The sequence below is a fragment of the Amycolatopsis sp. NPDC054798 genome (assembly GCF_053611505.1).
In genome coordinates, this window is the sequence record NZ_JBSHAM010000002.1 from 147,366 (window position 1) to 160,852 (window position 13,487).

General features: G+C 69.1%; 17 protein-coding genes. 5 read left to right on the plus strand and 12 right to left on the minus strand.

All coding sequences use genetic code 11. The features are described from left to right. Positions 1 to 105: 105 nt before the first annotated feature. On the minus strand, positions 106 to 1,296 hold the full coding sequence (locus ACWGIC_RS02200; RefSeq protein ID WP_452074052.1) for an IS701 family transposase: 1,191 nt from the start codon (positions 1,294 to 1,296) through the stop codon (positions 106 to 108). A 1,188-nt stretch (positions 1,297 to 2,484) separates the two neighbouring features. Between ACWGIC_RS02200 and ACWGIC_RS02205 the strand changes: the two genes are divergently transcribed. The 4 genes from ACWGIC_RS02205 (at position 2,485) to ACWGIC_RS02220 (ending at position 6,252) form a co-directional block, all read left to right on the plus strand. Beyond that, entirely contained in the window at positions 2,485 to 4,149 is a 1,665-nt protein-coding gene (locus tag ACWGIC_RS02205) for a GH-E family nuclease (RefSeq protein ID WP_452074053.1), read from the plus strand. A 29-nt stretch (positions 4,150 to 4,178) separates the two neighbouring features. Continuing rightward, positions 4,179 to 4,607 carry an ankyrin repeat domain-containing protein gene (locus ACWGIC_RS02210; protein WP_452074054.1) on the plus strand — a complete coding sequence of 143 codons (429 nt, stop codon included), beginning with the start codon at positions 4,179 to 4,181 and terminating at the stop codon, positions 4,605 to 4,607. Between the two features lie 140 nt (positions 4,608 to 4,747). Continuing rightward, positions 4,748 to 5,455, plus strand: a complete 708-nt coding sequence (locus ACWGIC_RS02215) for a GntR family transcriptional regulator (protein ID WP_452074055.1) — start codon at positions 4,748 to 4,750, stop codon at positions 5,453 to 5,455. Then, complete coding sequence (locus ACWGIC_RS02220; protein WP_452074056.1) at positions 5,452 to 6,252, plus strand: arginase family protein; 801 nt, start codon at positions 5,452 to 5,454, stop codon at positions 6,250 to 6,252. Before ACWGIC_RS02215 ends, ACWGIC_RS02220 begins: the two co-directional genes overlap by 4 nt. 9 nt (positions 6,253 to 6,261) lie before the next feature. On the opposite strand, the gene ACWGIC_RS02225 is transcribed toward ACWGIC_RS02220, so the two are convergent. From ACWGIC_RS02225 to ACWGIC_RS02275, 11 genes are all read right to left on the minus strand, one after another. Continuing rightward, complete coding sequence (locus tag ACWGIC_RS02225) at positions 6,262 to 6,573, minus strand: gas vesicle protein K (protein WP_452074057.1); 312 nt, start codon at positions 6,571 to 6,573, stop codon at positions 6,262 to 6,264. A gap of 11 nt (positions 6,574 to 6,584) precedes the next feature. Continuing rightward, positions 6,585 to 6,797, minus strand: coding sequence for a gas vesicle protein (locus ACWGIC_RS02230; protein WP_452074058.1), 213 nt, complete (start codon positions 6,795 to 6,797; stop codon positions 6,585 to 6,587). Beyond that, entirely contained in the window at positions 6,764 to 7,516 is a 753-nt protein-coding gene (locus ACWGIC_RS02235) for a GvpL/GvpF family gas vesicle protein (RefSeq protein ID WP_452074059.1), read from the minus strand. Before ACWGIC_RS02235 ends, ACWGIC_RS02230 begins: the two co-directional genes overlap by 34 nt. Then, positions 7,513 to 7,851: a gas vesicle protein gene (locus ACWGIC_RS02240; protein ID WP_452074060.1), complete on the minus strand. Its 339-nt coding sequence runs from the start codon at positions 7,849 to 7,851 to the stop codon at positions 7,513 to 7,515. The genes ACWGIC_RS02235 and ACWGIC_RS02240 overlap by 4 nt, the downstream gene beginning before the upstream one ends. Positions 7,852 to 7,865: 14 nt before the next feature. Continuing rightward, positions 7,866 to 8,960, minus strand: a complete 1,095-nt coding sequence (locus ACWGIC_RS02245; RefSeq protein WP_452074061.1) for an SRPBCC family protein — start codon at positions 8,958 to 8,960, stop codon at positions 7,866 to 7,868. Then, positions 8,953 to 9,549 (minus strand): hypothetical protein, encoded by a 597-nt coding sequence (locus ACWGIC_RS02250; RefSeq protein WP_452074062.1) that lies wholly within the window; start codon positions 9,547 to 9,549, stop codon positions 8,953 to 8,955. Before ACWGIC_RS02250 ends, ACWGIC_RS02245 begins: the two co-directional genes overlap by 8 nt. 13 nt (positions 9,550 to 9,562) lie before the next feature. Next, a complete protein-coding gene (locus ACWGIC_RS02255; RefSeq protein ID WP_452074063.1) occupies positions 9,563 to 9,799 on the minus strand; it encodes a gas vesicle protein GvpG in 237 nt (78 codons plus the stop codon). Then, positions 9,799 to 10,527, minus strand: coding sequence for a GvpL/GvpF family gas vesicle protein (locus ACWGIC_RS02260; RefSeq protein WP_452074064.1), 729 nt, complete (start codon positions 10,525 to 10,527; stop codon positions 9,799 to 9,801). Before ACWGIC_RS02260 ends, ACWGIC_RS02255 begins: the two co-directional genes overlap by 1 nt. After that, a complete protein-coding gene (locus tag ACWGIC_RS02265; protein ID WP_452074065.1) occupies positions 10,524 to 10,964 on the minus strand; it encodes a gas vesicle structural protein GvpA in 441 nt (146 codons plus the stop codon). Before ACWGIC_RS02265 ends, ACWGIC_RS02260 begins: the two co-directional genes overlap by 4 nt. 18 nt (positions 10,965 to 10,982) lie before the next feature. Further along, positions 10,983 to 11,249: a gas vesicle protein GvpO gene (locus tag ACWGIC_RS02270; RefSeq protein WP_452074066.1), complete on the minus strand. Its 267-nt coding sequence runs from the start codon at positions 11,247 to 11,249 to the stop codon at positions 10,983 to 10,985. Between the two features lie 264 nt (positions 11,250 to 11,513). Then, a complete protein-coding gene (locus ACWGIC_RS02275; protein WP_452074067.1) occupies positions 11,514 to 12,428 on the minus strand; it encodes a hypothetical protein in 915 nt (304 codons plus the stop codon). Between the two features lie 191 nt (positions 12,429 to 12,619). Here ACWGIC_RS02275 and ACWGIC_RS02280 point away from each other — a divergent pair, with 191 nt between their 5' ends. Beyond that, complete coding sequence (locus ACWGIC_RS02280; protein ID WP_452074068.1) at positions 12,620 to 13,363, plus strand: S1 family peptidase; 744 nt, start codon at positions 12,620 to 12,622, stop codon at positions 13,361 to 13,363. Positions 13,364 to 13,487: the final 124 nt, after the last annotated feature.

Here is a 13,487-nt window from a genome sequence, read left to right on the forward strand (position 1 = left end):
CAGGCGGCCGGCGGAAAACCGGACGCCGCTCGTAATGGTCGGATGTCGGTACGGAAAACACTACGACCGGACAGAGCGGGACACGACAGTTCCCGGCTCAGTTTGTCAGGTTGCTTGCCGCCGCCCGGGCAGCGAAGCCCGGACGGGCGGGCAAATCCGGGAAGCGCCGAGCGAACGGGCGGCGTGGGCGATGGAAACCAGTGTCGTGTGCCGGTGCCAGCCGTCGAAGGACCGGCCGACGTAATCGCGGATCCCGGCGGGCACCGCGATCCGCGCGACATCGCGGTCGACTTTGTCCAGGAGGCGCGACAACCCGACGATCCCGGCCGTGGGAGTCTCCGCCAGATCGGTCAGCCAGAGCTGGCTTTTCGCGCCCGGCGCGGCCATTCCGAGAAGAAACAGGTCGCCGGTGCGACCGCCGGCGGAAGCCAGCCGCACCCGTATCTTCGCGACGGAAAGAGCTTCGCCGTTCCCGGTCGCGTCGACGGCACGGCGCAGATGCGCGGAAGCGCCCAGCACCTCGCCGGCGGACACGGGCTTCCGGCTGCCGCGCATCGTCTTCGCCGGAGCGGGGACGACGGGCAGTGTTCCGGAGACCCGTGCCAGGAAAGGGTTGCCGGTGGCCCGCAACCGCCTGACCGCGGTGGCGACGTCCGAGCCGCGCGCGTCGAACACGACCGGAAGGCACGGAAGCCGCCAGCGCTTCGCGATCGTGGTGAAAGCGCTGATCGTGCACCCGGAAAGCGGTTCGACACACGTGCTGTCCGGGATCCCCGCGCGAACGCGGCGGCCGCGGTCTTCGACCCAGGCCTGCGGCAGGTGCAGCCGCCAGTTCACCGGGGCGGTCACCGCGGCCGACGCCGCCCAGACCCCGGCCGCCTGCTGTCCGTCGAGGATCTGCCCGAACTCGGGCTCGGCCTGCCTGCCGACGCCGACCGAATGACTGCCGCTCTTGGGGATCGTGAGCGGCCGGAGCACCCACCCGCACGGATGGGCGTGCCGCAGCACGTGGGCGGTCAACGCCTGCCGGACCGGCCCCCAGGACCAGGTGGAATCGCTGATGAAATGGTGCAGATTCTGTTCGGTGGCCCGGTCGCCGAGTTCCGCGGCGATGTTGCGCATGGACTTCCGGCCGGGAGTCCGGAGCAGGCCGTGCACGTAGCGCGTCCCCTTGGCCCGCTGGTCGGCCCTCGGCAGCGACCGCAGCGTTTCCCGGCACAGCAGGTCCAGCGCGGCTTCGTTCTCCAGCGCCGGTCTCGAAACAACGCATTCCCGCCCGCCGGAGCCGGCCACCATCGCCCTCCCGCTTGTTCGGCCGTCGACAGATCTCGACCGCATTTCGTATGCGCCGTGTGGTGCATGATCTGCACATCCTTCGATATGCCGCCGAATCCCCGCCCGGGAGCGACACGAAAAAATCCGCACAAACAGCTAAAACGCGAAAACACCCGCAGCAATGACCCTATGCCCGGGCGATCGTCCCCATGCAACGCACTGCAAATCACCTTGGCAGGAACGCGGAGCCCAGGGCAACAACGGCGAGAAACATCACTCGAATGTCCCAACAGCGCTGCGGTTCGCTTAATCGGCCGCTGCCTCAGCGCAGACAGTGCGGCTGCGAAATCCGCTTGCAGTTGGCTTTTCCGGTGCCGAAAATGCATATTTACTGCCGCGTGACGGCGAAATTCGAATGAGTACGGGCCCTTGCACGAAGCTGCGTCCTCCAGCATAGACCATTGTGGACGAAGAGAGCTGGAACTCGCCGATCGTTCCCGGCGAGACCGTTGCCCGAGACAACCGTATGCGGCACCGGCAATAGCCGACGCTTCAGTACCGCCGGGCCGGTCCGATGCGTTGCCGCAGGACGCCGAGGCGCCTTTAGCGCCCGAGCCTAGGTCGCCCGGATCACCACGACCGCATCCGCTCCTCTCCAGAGCACGGCAGATGCCGCCCCCGCGAAGGCGAAAAGCACGGTGAGCGCAGTGGAAAACATTGTCAATCGACGGCAGCTTCTGCCGGATCGCCGATGCGAATGAGGCGCGACGGCGCGGGAAATTCACGATATTTTCCTCTCTCAGCCACCGGCTGGAGGCCACCGGAGCGGCACGCTCCGCCCGCGTGCGGACTGCGACCCGCCGCTCAATCCCCCGCTGTTCGCCGAGCCGGGCAGGACCCGGTTCCGTTACCGGAATGCCAGCCAGGTCACATGTGAGCAGCGACATGCGCGTTTCTCCCAGAACCACACCGCCATTCAGCCGTGTCCGGAATCACGGCGCGGCAGCTTCGCCGCGCCAAACCCGGCACCGCACCGAAGATCATGTGACGGTCGCCATTTTCGCCGCTCGCGATGCGGGATCCGCGCAATTCCGGTGTTAGCGTCCCGGAGCCGAACAGCGGCCTATCGGCTCGGCCGCCCCACGCGCATCCGGCATTCCGCCTGGCGTGGCTTCGGTTCATTGTCGTGACTCACTGGAGGTAACCGCGGTGCGCGCCCGGATGGTTGTGTCGTCGATCGCGACGATGGTGGTGATCGCGCTGATGATGGCGTGCGGCGGAACAGCCGCGGCGAGCCCGGGCGCTGCCGCGGAATCGTCTCAGGCGCAGTCCACGGCGCTGCGCGGCCTGATCGGCGACCGGCTCAAAGCGCGCGGCGCCGAGGTGCTGGTCGCGGGTTACCTGGTCGCACACGTCGCGCACGAGGTGAAGGGCGCGGGCGAGGAAACGGTGGCCGACGCCGCCGGTTTCGGGGACCTGCTGGGCGATCTGCCGTCCGGCGGCGAGCAGGCGCCAGCACAAGCCAAGGCGACAGCGGCGTCCGGCGCGCGAGCGGTGCTGGACGAGTGGATCTCCCTGGTGTCCCGCCTCGGCGTGATCGCACCGGGCCCCGAGGCCGACGCGATCCAGCACCGCATCGCGGAATTGGAGAGCCCGCTGCGGGAGAAAGTCGTCCCGCTGCTGACCACGCTCGGCGACAAGGCCGGAAAACTGGGCCGTGTCGGGGCGAAACTCAACCAGGACCTCAATGTCGCGCTCGCGGTCGCGCGGTACCTGCACAGCTACATTCTCGAACTTTACAAATTCCTCGGCGTCTTCAACACCGCGCTCGACCAGATGAACGCCGCGCTCTCCGAGTCGATCGCCGGCATGGAAAAAATGCAGTCCGCGCTGGCCGATCTCAACCAGACCATGCAGACCTCGATCAGCGCGGTCGAGCAGATCAACAACGGCCTGGCGAACGCGAACGCGGGCCTGAACCAGATGCTGTCCGGGCAGAAGTCCGTCGTGGACGGCCTCCGGATCGCGAACGAGGGCCTGGCGAAGATCAACGCCTCGGTCGACGCGATCCGCGCCACCGCGGCCGACATGGCCAAGGCCGCGGAAACCCTGCAGCGGATCCAGCTGGTGGGCTTCCGCATCGAGTCGATCTCCGAGGCGTTCGGCAATCCGCAGCCGCTGCTGTCGCAGGACGAGGTGAGCCGGCGGTTCTCCGTCCTGCTGGGCCTCATTCCCTGGCTGGGCAACGCCAAGGGCCTCGTCGAGGCGGTCAGCGGCCGCGACGTCATCACCGGCGGCGACCTGAGCGGCCTCGACCGCGCGGCCGGCGCGCTCGGATTCCTGCGCCACGCCAACGATCTCAAGTCCGGTGCGAAGCAGCTGTTCGGCCAGGAGGCGATCGACGCCGCCGTCCGCGCCAGCGAGGACGCCGCCGCGGCCGCCGAATTCGACCGGGGGCTCGACCGCGCCGCCGCCGAGACCAGCGTCTACGAACCCGTCCGCTACCGCGTGAAGCTGCGCAAGCAGACCCAGCGCGACATCATCCGCAACGCCGACCGCACCCCGAACGGCGACCTGATCTGCGCCTGTTCCGGCGACCTGATCCCGGCGAAACGGCACGCCGACGGCTCGCCCGTGCTCATCGACCCCGCCACCGGCCGTCCCTCGCCGACCGGCATGACCGTTCCCGTCGCGGGCAAGTTCAACTTCGGGCACAAGGCGGGAAGGGAATGGTGGCGGTACAAAGCCGAGGCCGAGGCCGGCGGTTACGATCGCCGCAAGGTCATCGAGGACCAGAACGACCCCAACCGCTATCAGCTCGAAACCCCCGAAGCCAACCGCAGCCACCGCTGCGAACAGGCACCGCCGCAGTGACCGGAGCCAAGCACCGCAAGGAGGCCGCGATGGCAGGCGTCCCGACGACCGGACCCGACCCCGCGGGCAGGGATGCGCTGCACTACGCGGCCCGCGACAACGACTTGGACCTGATCCGGCAGCGCCTCGCCGACGGCGTCGGCGCCGACCTGCCCGACCGGCACCGCTGGCGGCCTCTGCACTTCGCCGTCCAATCAGGACACCCCGCCGCGGCGCGGCTGCTGCTGGAGGCCGGGGCCGACGTGCAGGCGCGGCTCGACAACACCGCCACTCCCCTGCACCTCGCCGTGACCAACTGGCACGTCTCCCCCGAAGCGCGGACCGGCGCCGTCCTCCAGTGCCTCGTCGACGCGGGCGCGGACAAAACCGCGACCACCAAACTCGGCCTGACCCCCGCCGACCTCGGACGGCACAAATACGGGTTCCCGGCCGAGCTTCTGCGGATCCTCGAAGCCTGAACCTCGCCGAACGAAGCCGGGCGGCTGAGTTCGCGCGTCGTTTCAAGCACTCCCGTCGCACCCAGAACTGCCTTGCCAGATTGTCGGACAATCTGGCAATCTGGTCGCGCAGGACAAGCCAGCACCGGCACGGGAGACTGATGACCTCGACGAACCCGATCGACAGCCTGGGCGCGCGCATTCAGCGGCAGAGCACCGCCGAGCAGGCCGCCGAAGCCGTCCGGCAGGCCATCCTGTCCGGCCGCCTGCCGCCGGGCACGCCGCTGCGCGAGACCGCCGTCGCCGCCGAACTCGGCGTCTCCCGCAGCACCGTCCGCGAGGCCGCCCGGACCCTCGAAAGCGAGGGCCTGGTCCGCTATCAGATGAACCGCGGCATCGTCGTCGCGGACGTCACCGGGCCGGATGTCGCCGACCTGTACGCCGCCCGCACCGCCGTGGAACTGACCGCGGCCGACGCGCTCGCCGAACATCGAGACCCGGCGATCTACCAAGAACTCGCCGACCTGGTCGACCAGATAGAACGCGCCTTCGAGAACGGCGACACGGCTGCCGCGCTCGAAGGCGACCGGCTCTTCCACGCCACCCTGGTTTCGGCGACCGGAAGCCCCCGGCTGCGCCGTTTCCACGCGCAGCTCCAGCAAGAACAACGCCTCGCCCTCGCGCTGGCCGAGCGCTCCCGCCGGGAACTAGGCCGGACCGCGGACGACCACCGCCGGCTGCTGGACGCGCTGCACGGCAGCCCGGAACAAGCCCGGGAGGAAGTCGCCGCACACCTGCGGGCCGGCGCCGCCGAACTGCGGCGGCTGCTCGACCTTCTCGCCCACCGGAACGAAAGAGAGACCTCGTGACCGACCGCGCCTGGGATCCCATCGTCACGCCCTGGCATCTCGACCAGCTCATCCCGCAGTTCCCGATCCCGGCCGACGCGGTCCGGGTCGGCCCGCCGGACCTCCCCTCCGGCCTCGTCCCCGCCCGGATGAGCCTGCTGCACCAGGCGGCGACGGAAGCAGTGGCGCAAGCCGACAAGCCCCTCGTGCTCTCCGGCGACTGTCCCACCAGCCGCGCCGCGGTAGCCGGGCTGCAGCGCCGCCATCGCGACCTGGCCGTGCTGTGGCTGGACGCCCACGGCGACTTCAACACTCCCGCCATCTCGACCAGCGGCTACCTCGGCGGCATGGCTCTGGCCATGCTGACCGGCCGCACCCCGGGCCTGTTCGAGGACCCGCTCAGCGCGCACCCCGTGCCCGACACCAGCGTCGTGCTCGCCGACGCCCGCGACCTCGATCCCGCCGAACACGACGCTCTCGCCGCCAGTCAGGTCCGCCGCGTGCCCGCCGAACCCGCCGCGATCGCCTCCGCCCTCGGCCAGCTCGGTCCGGTGCCGGTGTATCTCCACCTCGACATCGACGTCATCGACGGCGCCGAACTGCCCGGCGCGCGCTTCCCCTCCGGAACCGGGCCCTCCCTCGCCCAGATCGAGGAATGCCTGGCCGCGGCCTGCGGCGCCGCCGACGTCGTCGCCGCCTATCTCGCCTGCGCGTGGCTTCCCCAGCACGTCGACGACCAGAACACCCGGGAGACGATCACCCGCCTCACCGCGGCTCTCGGCGCCAGCCTGGCTTGGCCCGAACCCGCCGGCCGCTGAACGCCCCGGTCACAGCAACGTGCCCAGCGGACCGAGGTCGAGGTTCAGATCCGCCGCGGAAAGCCCGTAGCGGTCGCGCAGCTCGGCCAGCCGTCGTTCCAGCAGCATCAGGGTGAGGCCGAGCCGTTCTTCCTGGTCCTCGGTCAGCCCGCCTTCCTCGACCCGCCGCAGCGCCTGGCGTTCCATCAGCTGCCGGAGCAGTTCGACAATGGTCAGGACCAATTTCATCAGGTCGCGTTCCACCGAATCCGGGCCGGTTTCGAGCCGCGCGGGCAGCGCGTCGCGGAGCGCTGCTCCGAGCAGGCGCTCGGTTTCGGGCATCGTCGCTCCTTTCACCACGGCGCCGGGCGGTCTTCGCGGACCGAGGTGATCAAGGCGCGCAAGGAAATGTGCACCAGGTCGACCTCGGCGACCGACAGCACGAGGTCGCCGGTCAGCACCACGCCGCCGGCCAGCAGCCGGTCCAGCAGGTCGACCAGGGCGAGCCGGTCGGTCTCCTCGACCGCGGCACTCACGAGATCCCCGCGAACGAGTACGGGGCCCACGGGCCGGTGACCTCGACGACGATTCCGGTGTCCTCCGGTTGCCGCAGGTGCTCGATCCGGGCGAGGAAGCGTTCGCGGCCGGTGTCGGGCACCAGGCAGGCGAGGTTGAGGATGTTGCTGTCAGCGCGGCCGGTCAGGGCGGGATCCTGGTTGCGGTGCCGGTGGATTTCCGCGGACAGCTGCGCGAGTTCCCGTTCGACGCGCTCGGCGACCTCGGCCGCCTCGTTCGCCCGGGAGTCCCGGTCCTGGCGCTGGCGAAGTCGCTGCCGCAAGTAGGAACGTCCGTCGGCGGGCGCTTCCGCGGGCGCTTCCGGCGCGGCGGAACCGCGGAGCGAGGCGAAGACTTTGACGCCCCATTCGGCGTGGTTCCGCACCTTCCGCAACGCCGCCGAAAATTGCGCGGAATGCTCGGCGAGCATTTCCCGCACCCGGCGCTCGTCCCGGTAGATCGTCGCCATCCGCAGCGGCAGCACTCCCGTGCGGCGGCTCGCCTCGTCCACGACGCCGTTGTGCGCGCGGGCGATTTCTTCCAGCCACGGAAGGTCTTCCAGGTTGTGCCGCAAAGCGGTTTCGCTGAACTCCTCGTCCGGGACCGGGCTGGCCAGCACGGTCAGCCCGGCCCCGGAGATGGCGGAGACCGGACAGTCCCGGAGCCCGGCGATCCCTTCCGCCGGATTCTCCGCCGAGAATTCGGCGACCGCGTAGCAGTACCAGCTCACTGTTCCGCTCGCTCTCCCCGCGCGAGTTCGAGTTGCGCGCACAGTCGTTCGTTCTCCTCCAGCAGATCCTTGCGGCGCGAGCCCGACGTCAGGGACGGGTCGTGTTCCCACCAGTCGATGCCCATTTCCTTGGCCCGGTCGACCGACGCGACCAGCAACCGGATCTTGATGGTCAGCAGCTCGATGTCGAGCAGGTTGACCTGGATGTCCCCGGCGATCACGATGCCCTTGTCCAGCACGCGTTCCAGGATGTCGGCGAGGTTCGCGCCGCCGCCGGTACCCGCCGTGCGGGACACGCCGGCCGGTCTCCCGGCGGACAGGCTGGACTCGCTCATCTGCTGCCTCCTCGTCACCGCGCCGGGACAGCCCGGCGGCGGCGGGGCCGTTCGTCCTCGGGTTCGGCGCCGGGTTCGTCTTCCGGCTCGGCTTCCTCGTCGAGGTCGTCGTCGAACTCCTCGTCCTCGGGCTCGTCGTCCTCCGGCTCCTCGTCCTCGTGTTCCTCTTCTTCGGGCTCGTCTTCTTCGGGCTCGCCGCCGGTGTCCTTTTCGGACAGATCCTCTTCGGACGGTTCGTCCTCGCGCGGTTCGCCTTCGCTCTCCTCGTCCTCGTGCACCTGCTCCGGGGAGCGCACGACCTCGCCGTCGCGGATCTCGCCGCGCCAGCCGTCGCCCGAGGCTTGCCCGGCCATGGTGACGAACCGGCGGAAGTGCTTGAGGTCCAGCCGCGCCCGGCGGCCCTGCGCCCGCCAGATGTTGCCGGTCTTTTCGAACAGGCCGGCCGGGTAGTACTCGATGACCAGCAGGATCTTCGTCAGGTTCGGGGCGAGCTCGTGGAAGGTCACCGCGCCCTTGATGGTGCCTTTGGCCCCGTCGGTGCTCCATACGATGCGTTCGTCGGGGACCTGTTCGGTGACCGTGGCCTTCATCGACCGGTTCGACCAGAAGATCTTGAACCGCCACTGCGAAGTGGTGTCGTCGGTCTGCTCGGCGCTGACGACGCCCTTCGTGAAACTGCTGAACTTCTGGAATTCGGTCCACTGGTCGTACGCCTCGCGGACCGGCACGCCGACGTCGATGTCCTCGACGATGTTGATGACCTTCTTGCCGCCGGAGCCTCCCCCGCGTTTGCCGAACAGCCCCGACACGGAGTTCTTGAGCGCTTTGCCGCCGGCCCCGACCAGCGCCTTGACCGGGGATTTCCCCTCGGCGATTTTCTCGCCCGCGCTGAACAATCCCTTCAGCGAGCCGCTGCCGCCCGCGTCGGCCAGCCGCCGGGAAGCCTCTCCGAGTTTGGTTCCCGCCGAGGACATCACCTGCTCGGCCTTGGCTTGCGCGTACGCTTCGCCGGCGTGCAGCAGCTGCTCTGTCGCGGGATTGCGCGAGGCCAGTTCCCGAAGCTTCGCCAAAGGCCCGATTTCGTCGCTGTCAGAACGGGATTCAGCCACGGTTCACCCCCGCTTTGCCCGAGGAACTGCCCGACGAACTGCCCGAAGAACGTTTCCGCGTCTGTCCGCTTGAGGCCGCCCGTTTCCGGGTGGACGTCGCGGCACTGGACGTTTTGCGCGCGGGCTTGCGATCCCCTTGAGAAGCACTGCGCGGTTTCGCCGCACGCTTGCGCGTACTGGCCTTGGGGCGGCTTTCTTCGTCGCTGTCGTCGGCGTCCTCCGCGTCTTCGTCCCGGCTGTTGCCTCCCAGGCTGTTGCCTCCCACGGGAAGACCAGCAGCCTTGTCGCGCAGACTCTCGGTGTGCTCCTGCAGCGAACCGGCCAGCCGTCCCGCCTGGTGGGTCAGGATGTCCGCGGCCAGGGTTTTGCCCGCTCCCACCACCTCGTCCCGCACCTGGTCCCGCACTCCGGCCAGTTCGGGCGACGAAGCCAGCTCGCGCGTGACGTCGGACAGGAATTTCTTCGGGTCCAGATTGAGTTTCTTCCCGACGAGCCAGGCGCCCATGGTGATGGCCAGTTTGGCTTTCTTCCGTCTCCCCAGCACGTACCCGCCGACCACGGCGGCCGCGACCTTCATTCCCGGTGTCATTTCTTCGCTCCGTTCATCCGGCAGCCCCCCGGTCGAATTCTTCGAGCAGCTCGAGTATTTCGTCCTCCCTGCGGTCGAACTCTTCCTCGCTGATGCCGCCGGCGACCAGCTCTCGTTCCAGGGAAACGAGTTCTCTCCGCAATTGCGCGACCTGTTCCTGCTCAGCGGCCTCGATGACCTTTTCCGTCACCCAGCCGACGCCCCGCACCGGCGCCAGCGGAAGCAGGAGAAGCTCGCCGAGCAATCCCACTACTGGTCCTCGGTGAAACTGTAGGGCGGCAACGGTCCTTGGGCGCGGACCTCCGCCACTTCCTCGACGAGGGTCGTCAACCGCTGCACCGCTTCCTGGAACGCGGCCGTTTTCTCCTTGGGCACCAGGAACGAGCAGTTGAAGAAGCACCCGTCGACCCGCGGGCCGAGAGAATGCTCGGACGCCAGCGGGAGCAGGTAGCCGAGAATCGCTTCGGCGTCCTCGGCCTCTCGTTCCTCCAGCCGTCCGGCGACCAGTTCGCCGAACCGGACCTGTTCCGCTTGCCCGCGGCCGGCGTCCTCCCGCAGGCTCGCCGCCAGATTCCGGATTTCCTCGTCTCCGGCGAGAATCTGGCCGAGGACCGCGTCTTCCCGGTGCACCGCCTTGACGTTCATCTCCACGTGCCCGCGAACGCGTTGCAGGACAGCCGTGTACACCTCGGATTTGGCCTCGATCTCTTTCGCCACGGCGGTGTCGTCGTCGGCGACGACGCCGAACCGCATCGGCAACGTCGGCCCGCTTTCGCACAGCGCCTGAAGGATTTCTTGGTGGGCAAGCACATCTCGCCGTTTCGGGCGCAGTTCGCCTTCGACGTCGCCGACCACCGCGCGGAGCGAGTCTCCGGCCGGCAGCACCCGCGCGGGCGCCGAGGACGGTCCGACGCCGCGCAGATCGCCTACCTCGGCGGGATGATCGGCGAACGTGATGCCGTACAGATAAGTGCTCATTCGCTCGACCTCGCACTGCTGCTGCGGCGGCTGCGGCTGCGCGGCCGCTCCTCCGCCTCGTCGCCGTCCTTGTCGCTGGACTTCTGGAACTGCTCGGCGAACGTCTCGACCGCGCCGGTCAGCGCGCCTTTGGACTTTCCTTTCGCGCCCTTCTCGGTCACCTCGCCCAGCAGATCGGGCAGTGTCGTGGCGCTCGAAGCCCGGGTGAGGTCCAATCGGTTGCACGCCTCGGCGAACCGCAGGTAAGTGTCCACACTGGCCACCACGATCCGCGCGTCCACGGTGAGCAGTTCGATGCCCACCAGCGAAACCCGCACGAACGCGTCGATCACCAGTCCCTTGTCCAGGATCAGTTCGAGGATGTCGTAGAGGTTTCCGGTGCCCGGCCCGCGCTGCAGCTGACTGCCCGAGCCGGACCGTCCGGTTGCCATGGTCATGAAATCGCCTTCCTTTCCTCACGCGTCGGTCTGGCCGCGCGCGTAGCGCCGGACCTGCTCGTAGCCGAGGAAGCCGCCCTGTGCGTCGACCCGGACGCAGTACGTGGCCATCAGGCTGGTGGTGTCCGGAACCCGTTCCAGCTCCAGCACTTCCGCCAGCAGCTTCCATCCGTCGCCGTCCTTGGTGAACGCCGACACGGACTCGATGTCCTTCCCGGTCAGTTCCTCGAAGACCGCACGCGCGTCGCGCATGAGCCCGGCAGGCGACCGGCCGTCCTCAGCCATTCCGCCTCCGGCCGTCGCTCGTTCCGTTCTTGCCAGGCTTGGGAAACATGTGCTGTCGGCTACCCGGGCCGCCCCGGCCAAAACTGGCTACTGGCCAGGAAAGCCGAAATTCGGCCGAACAGCGCAGCGCGGCCGCCGCCAGTCAGCGGAGGCGCCGAACTCTCCGCAGCCGTCCCCGTGCGAACTCTCCGCCCGGGCAGGAACCGCGTCCGTCCACCCTGGACCCGGTCGCACCGGTGTCCTCAGTGGAATCTCAGCGGAATCTCACCAGCGCCACCGCATGCCGTGGATCCCCGGCCCCTGCCCGGTGCGGATCACGTGCGCCGGCACGCCGGGCCGCACCCGGACCTCCGCGGTCTCCAGCTCCGGTCCGGCAGGCGAATCCTGCCGGTAGGACACGCACTCCGCGGGCAGCGCCACCGGATCGAAGTGCACTTCCAGCAGGTGTTCCGCGACCGGCAGCCGGAACCGCCGGTCGTAGCGGACGTCCGGCTCCTCGTCCCGGAACGCGAACCGGTACTCCACGATCGCCGTCTCGCCCGGAGCCAGCGGGTGGTCCAGCACGAGTTCCGTCACCGAGAACGCCTGCTCCGGCCTCGTGTGCACGCTCCCCCGTTTGCAGTACCGCGCCGACACGAGCGACGGGGACTGCCCGGGAGTGAATCCCCGCAGCGCCACGATCCTGGCGAACGCCGGTTCGTCCAGCGCGCGCAGCACCTCGCGCACGTGGAGGCTGCGCATCCGTCCCCCGGCGTCCACGCGCAGCGTCTCGTGCACGCTGACCGATTCCGGCGAAGTGTCCTCGAACGAGTTCAGCACCATCGGAAGCAGGCTGCGGTTCTCCCACAACCGGTCCCATCGTGCCGCGCGCGGGGCCGGGCCTCCGCTGCGCGGCCGGTCCAGCAGCGCGCGCAGCGCACCCGGCGGCACCTCCAGCACCTGCTCCAGCAGGGCCAGCGCCCGGAGCGATTCCGGCCGCTCCGGGCGGCTGCGGCCGGTGCGCCACGAGCTGAGCGTGGTGGTGCTGACCGGCACGCCGGACGCCGCGAGCCGCTCGCGCAGCCGCGCGAGTCCCAGGCCGCTCCGCTCGATCGCCAGGGTCAGGGCGCGTTCGAACGGCCCCTCGGCCAGAGCTTGGGCCAGCCGCTCCCGGACCGGAGCGGGGGCGAACAGCCGCATTTCGCCTCTCCTGGAAAAAACGGACCGGTCGAGACGGATTCTCGGCATCCGTTCACCGGTTGGCAACCCGTCGAAAGTCGCGTCGCCGCCGCTTGCCCGCCACCGGCGGTTCGGCGGATTCCGCCGCCCGGCCGCGCTGCTTACGTTCGGAAGCGTCCCCATCGGAAAAACTGTTCCCCCCAAGGAGCGACATGCGCGCACTCACCCGGGCTCTCGCCGTGCTGACCGGTTCCTGCGCGGTGCTCGGCGCGTTCGCCGTGACCCCGGCGTCCGCGAGCCCCGCCGCCCCCGGCGCCGAGCCGTCGATCATCGGCGGCAGCACCGCGCAGAACCCCGGCTACATCACGCGCTTCAACGGCCACGCCAACGGCTACACCTTCTTCTGCACCAGCACGCTGATCGGCAGCCGCTGGGTCCTCACCGCGAAGCACTGCATGTACGACAACAACGGGCGGCGACTCACGGACATCGACCTGTACATCGGCTCCAACAGCGCCAGCGGCGGCGTGCACGCCAAGGCGTCCTCCACCTACGTCTACTCCGGCGGCGACCTGGCGCTGATCAAACTGAACACCGACGGCGGCAGCACGTTCGCACGCCTCTCCAACAGCTCCAGCGACGCGCAAGAGGGCGACAGCGCCACTGTGTACGGCTGGGGCGCGACGCAGAGCACCGACGAGGGCCACCACCAGTCGAGCGTGCTGAAGCAGGCCGTGGTGACGATCTCGAACACCCAGGACAGCGACAACGCCGGCGGACCCGCCATCACGGCGAGCACCCCGAACGGCGCGGTCGCCGGCGGCGACTCGGGCGGCCCGATGATCGACGACGGCGTCCAGGTCGGCGTGTGCTCCACGAGCGACCGCTCCAGCGTCACGACGTACGGCAGCGTCGCCGCGGGACGGAACTGGATCCAGCAGGTCTCCGGCGTCTGATCGGCGCGTCGTCCGTGAGGGGAACCCTGAGGGAATCAGATTCCCTCAGGGGTACCCCCACAGGACACCCCAGGTGGGTCGTCAACGAACTTTAGGCCACCCCCGCAACCCCCCCACCACCAAA

Coding starts and splice junctions, on each gene's coding strand:
- ACWGIC_RS02200 (WP_452074052.1), bottom strand. CDS start 1,296: ATGGTGGCCGGCTCCGGCGGGCGGGAATGCGTTGTTTCGAGACCGGCG.
- ACWGIC_RS02210 (WP_452074054.1), top strand. CDS start 4,179: ATGGCAGGCGTCCCGACGACCGGACCCGACCCCGCGGGCAGGGATGCG.
- ACWGIC_RS02215 (WP_452074055.1), top strand. CDS start 4,748: ATGACCTCGACGAACCCGATCGACAGCCTGGGCGCGCGCATTCAGCGG.
- ACWGIC_RS02225 (WP_452074057.1), bottom strand. CDS start 6,573: ATGCCCGAAACCGAGCGCCTGCTCGGAGCAGCGCTCCGCGACGCGCTG.
- ACWGIC_RS02240 (WP_452074060.1), bottom strand. CDS start 7,851: ATGAGCGAGTCCAGCCTGTCCGCCGGGAGACCGGCCGGCGTGTCCCGC.
- ACWGIC_RS02250 (WP_452074062.1), bottom strand. CDS start 9,549: ATGACACCGGGAATGAAGGTCGCGGCCGCCGTGGTCGGCGGGTACGTG.
- ACWGIC_RS02260 (WP_452074064.1), bottom strand. CDS start 10,527: ATGAGCACTTATCTGTACGGCATCACGTTCGCCGATCATCCCGCCGAG.
- ACWGIC_RS02265 (WP_452074065.1), bottom strand. CDS start 10,964: ATGACCATGGCAACCGGACGGTCCGGCTCGGGCAGTCAGCTGCAGCGC.
- ACWGIC_RS02270 (WP_452074066.1), bottom strand. CDS start 11,249: ATGGCTGAGGACGGCCGGTCGCCTGCCGGGCTCATGCGCGACGCGCGT.
- ACWGIC_RS02275 (WP_452074067.1), bottom strand. CDS start 12,428: ATGCGGCTGTTCGCCCCCGCTCCGGTCCGGGAGCGGCTGGCCCAAGCT.
- ACWGIC_RS02280 (WP_452074068.1), top strand. CDS start 12,620: ATGCGCGCACTCACCCGGGCTCTCGCCGTGCTGACCGGTTCCTGCGCG.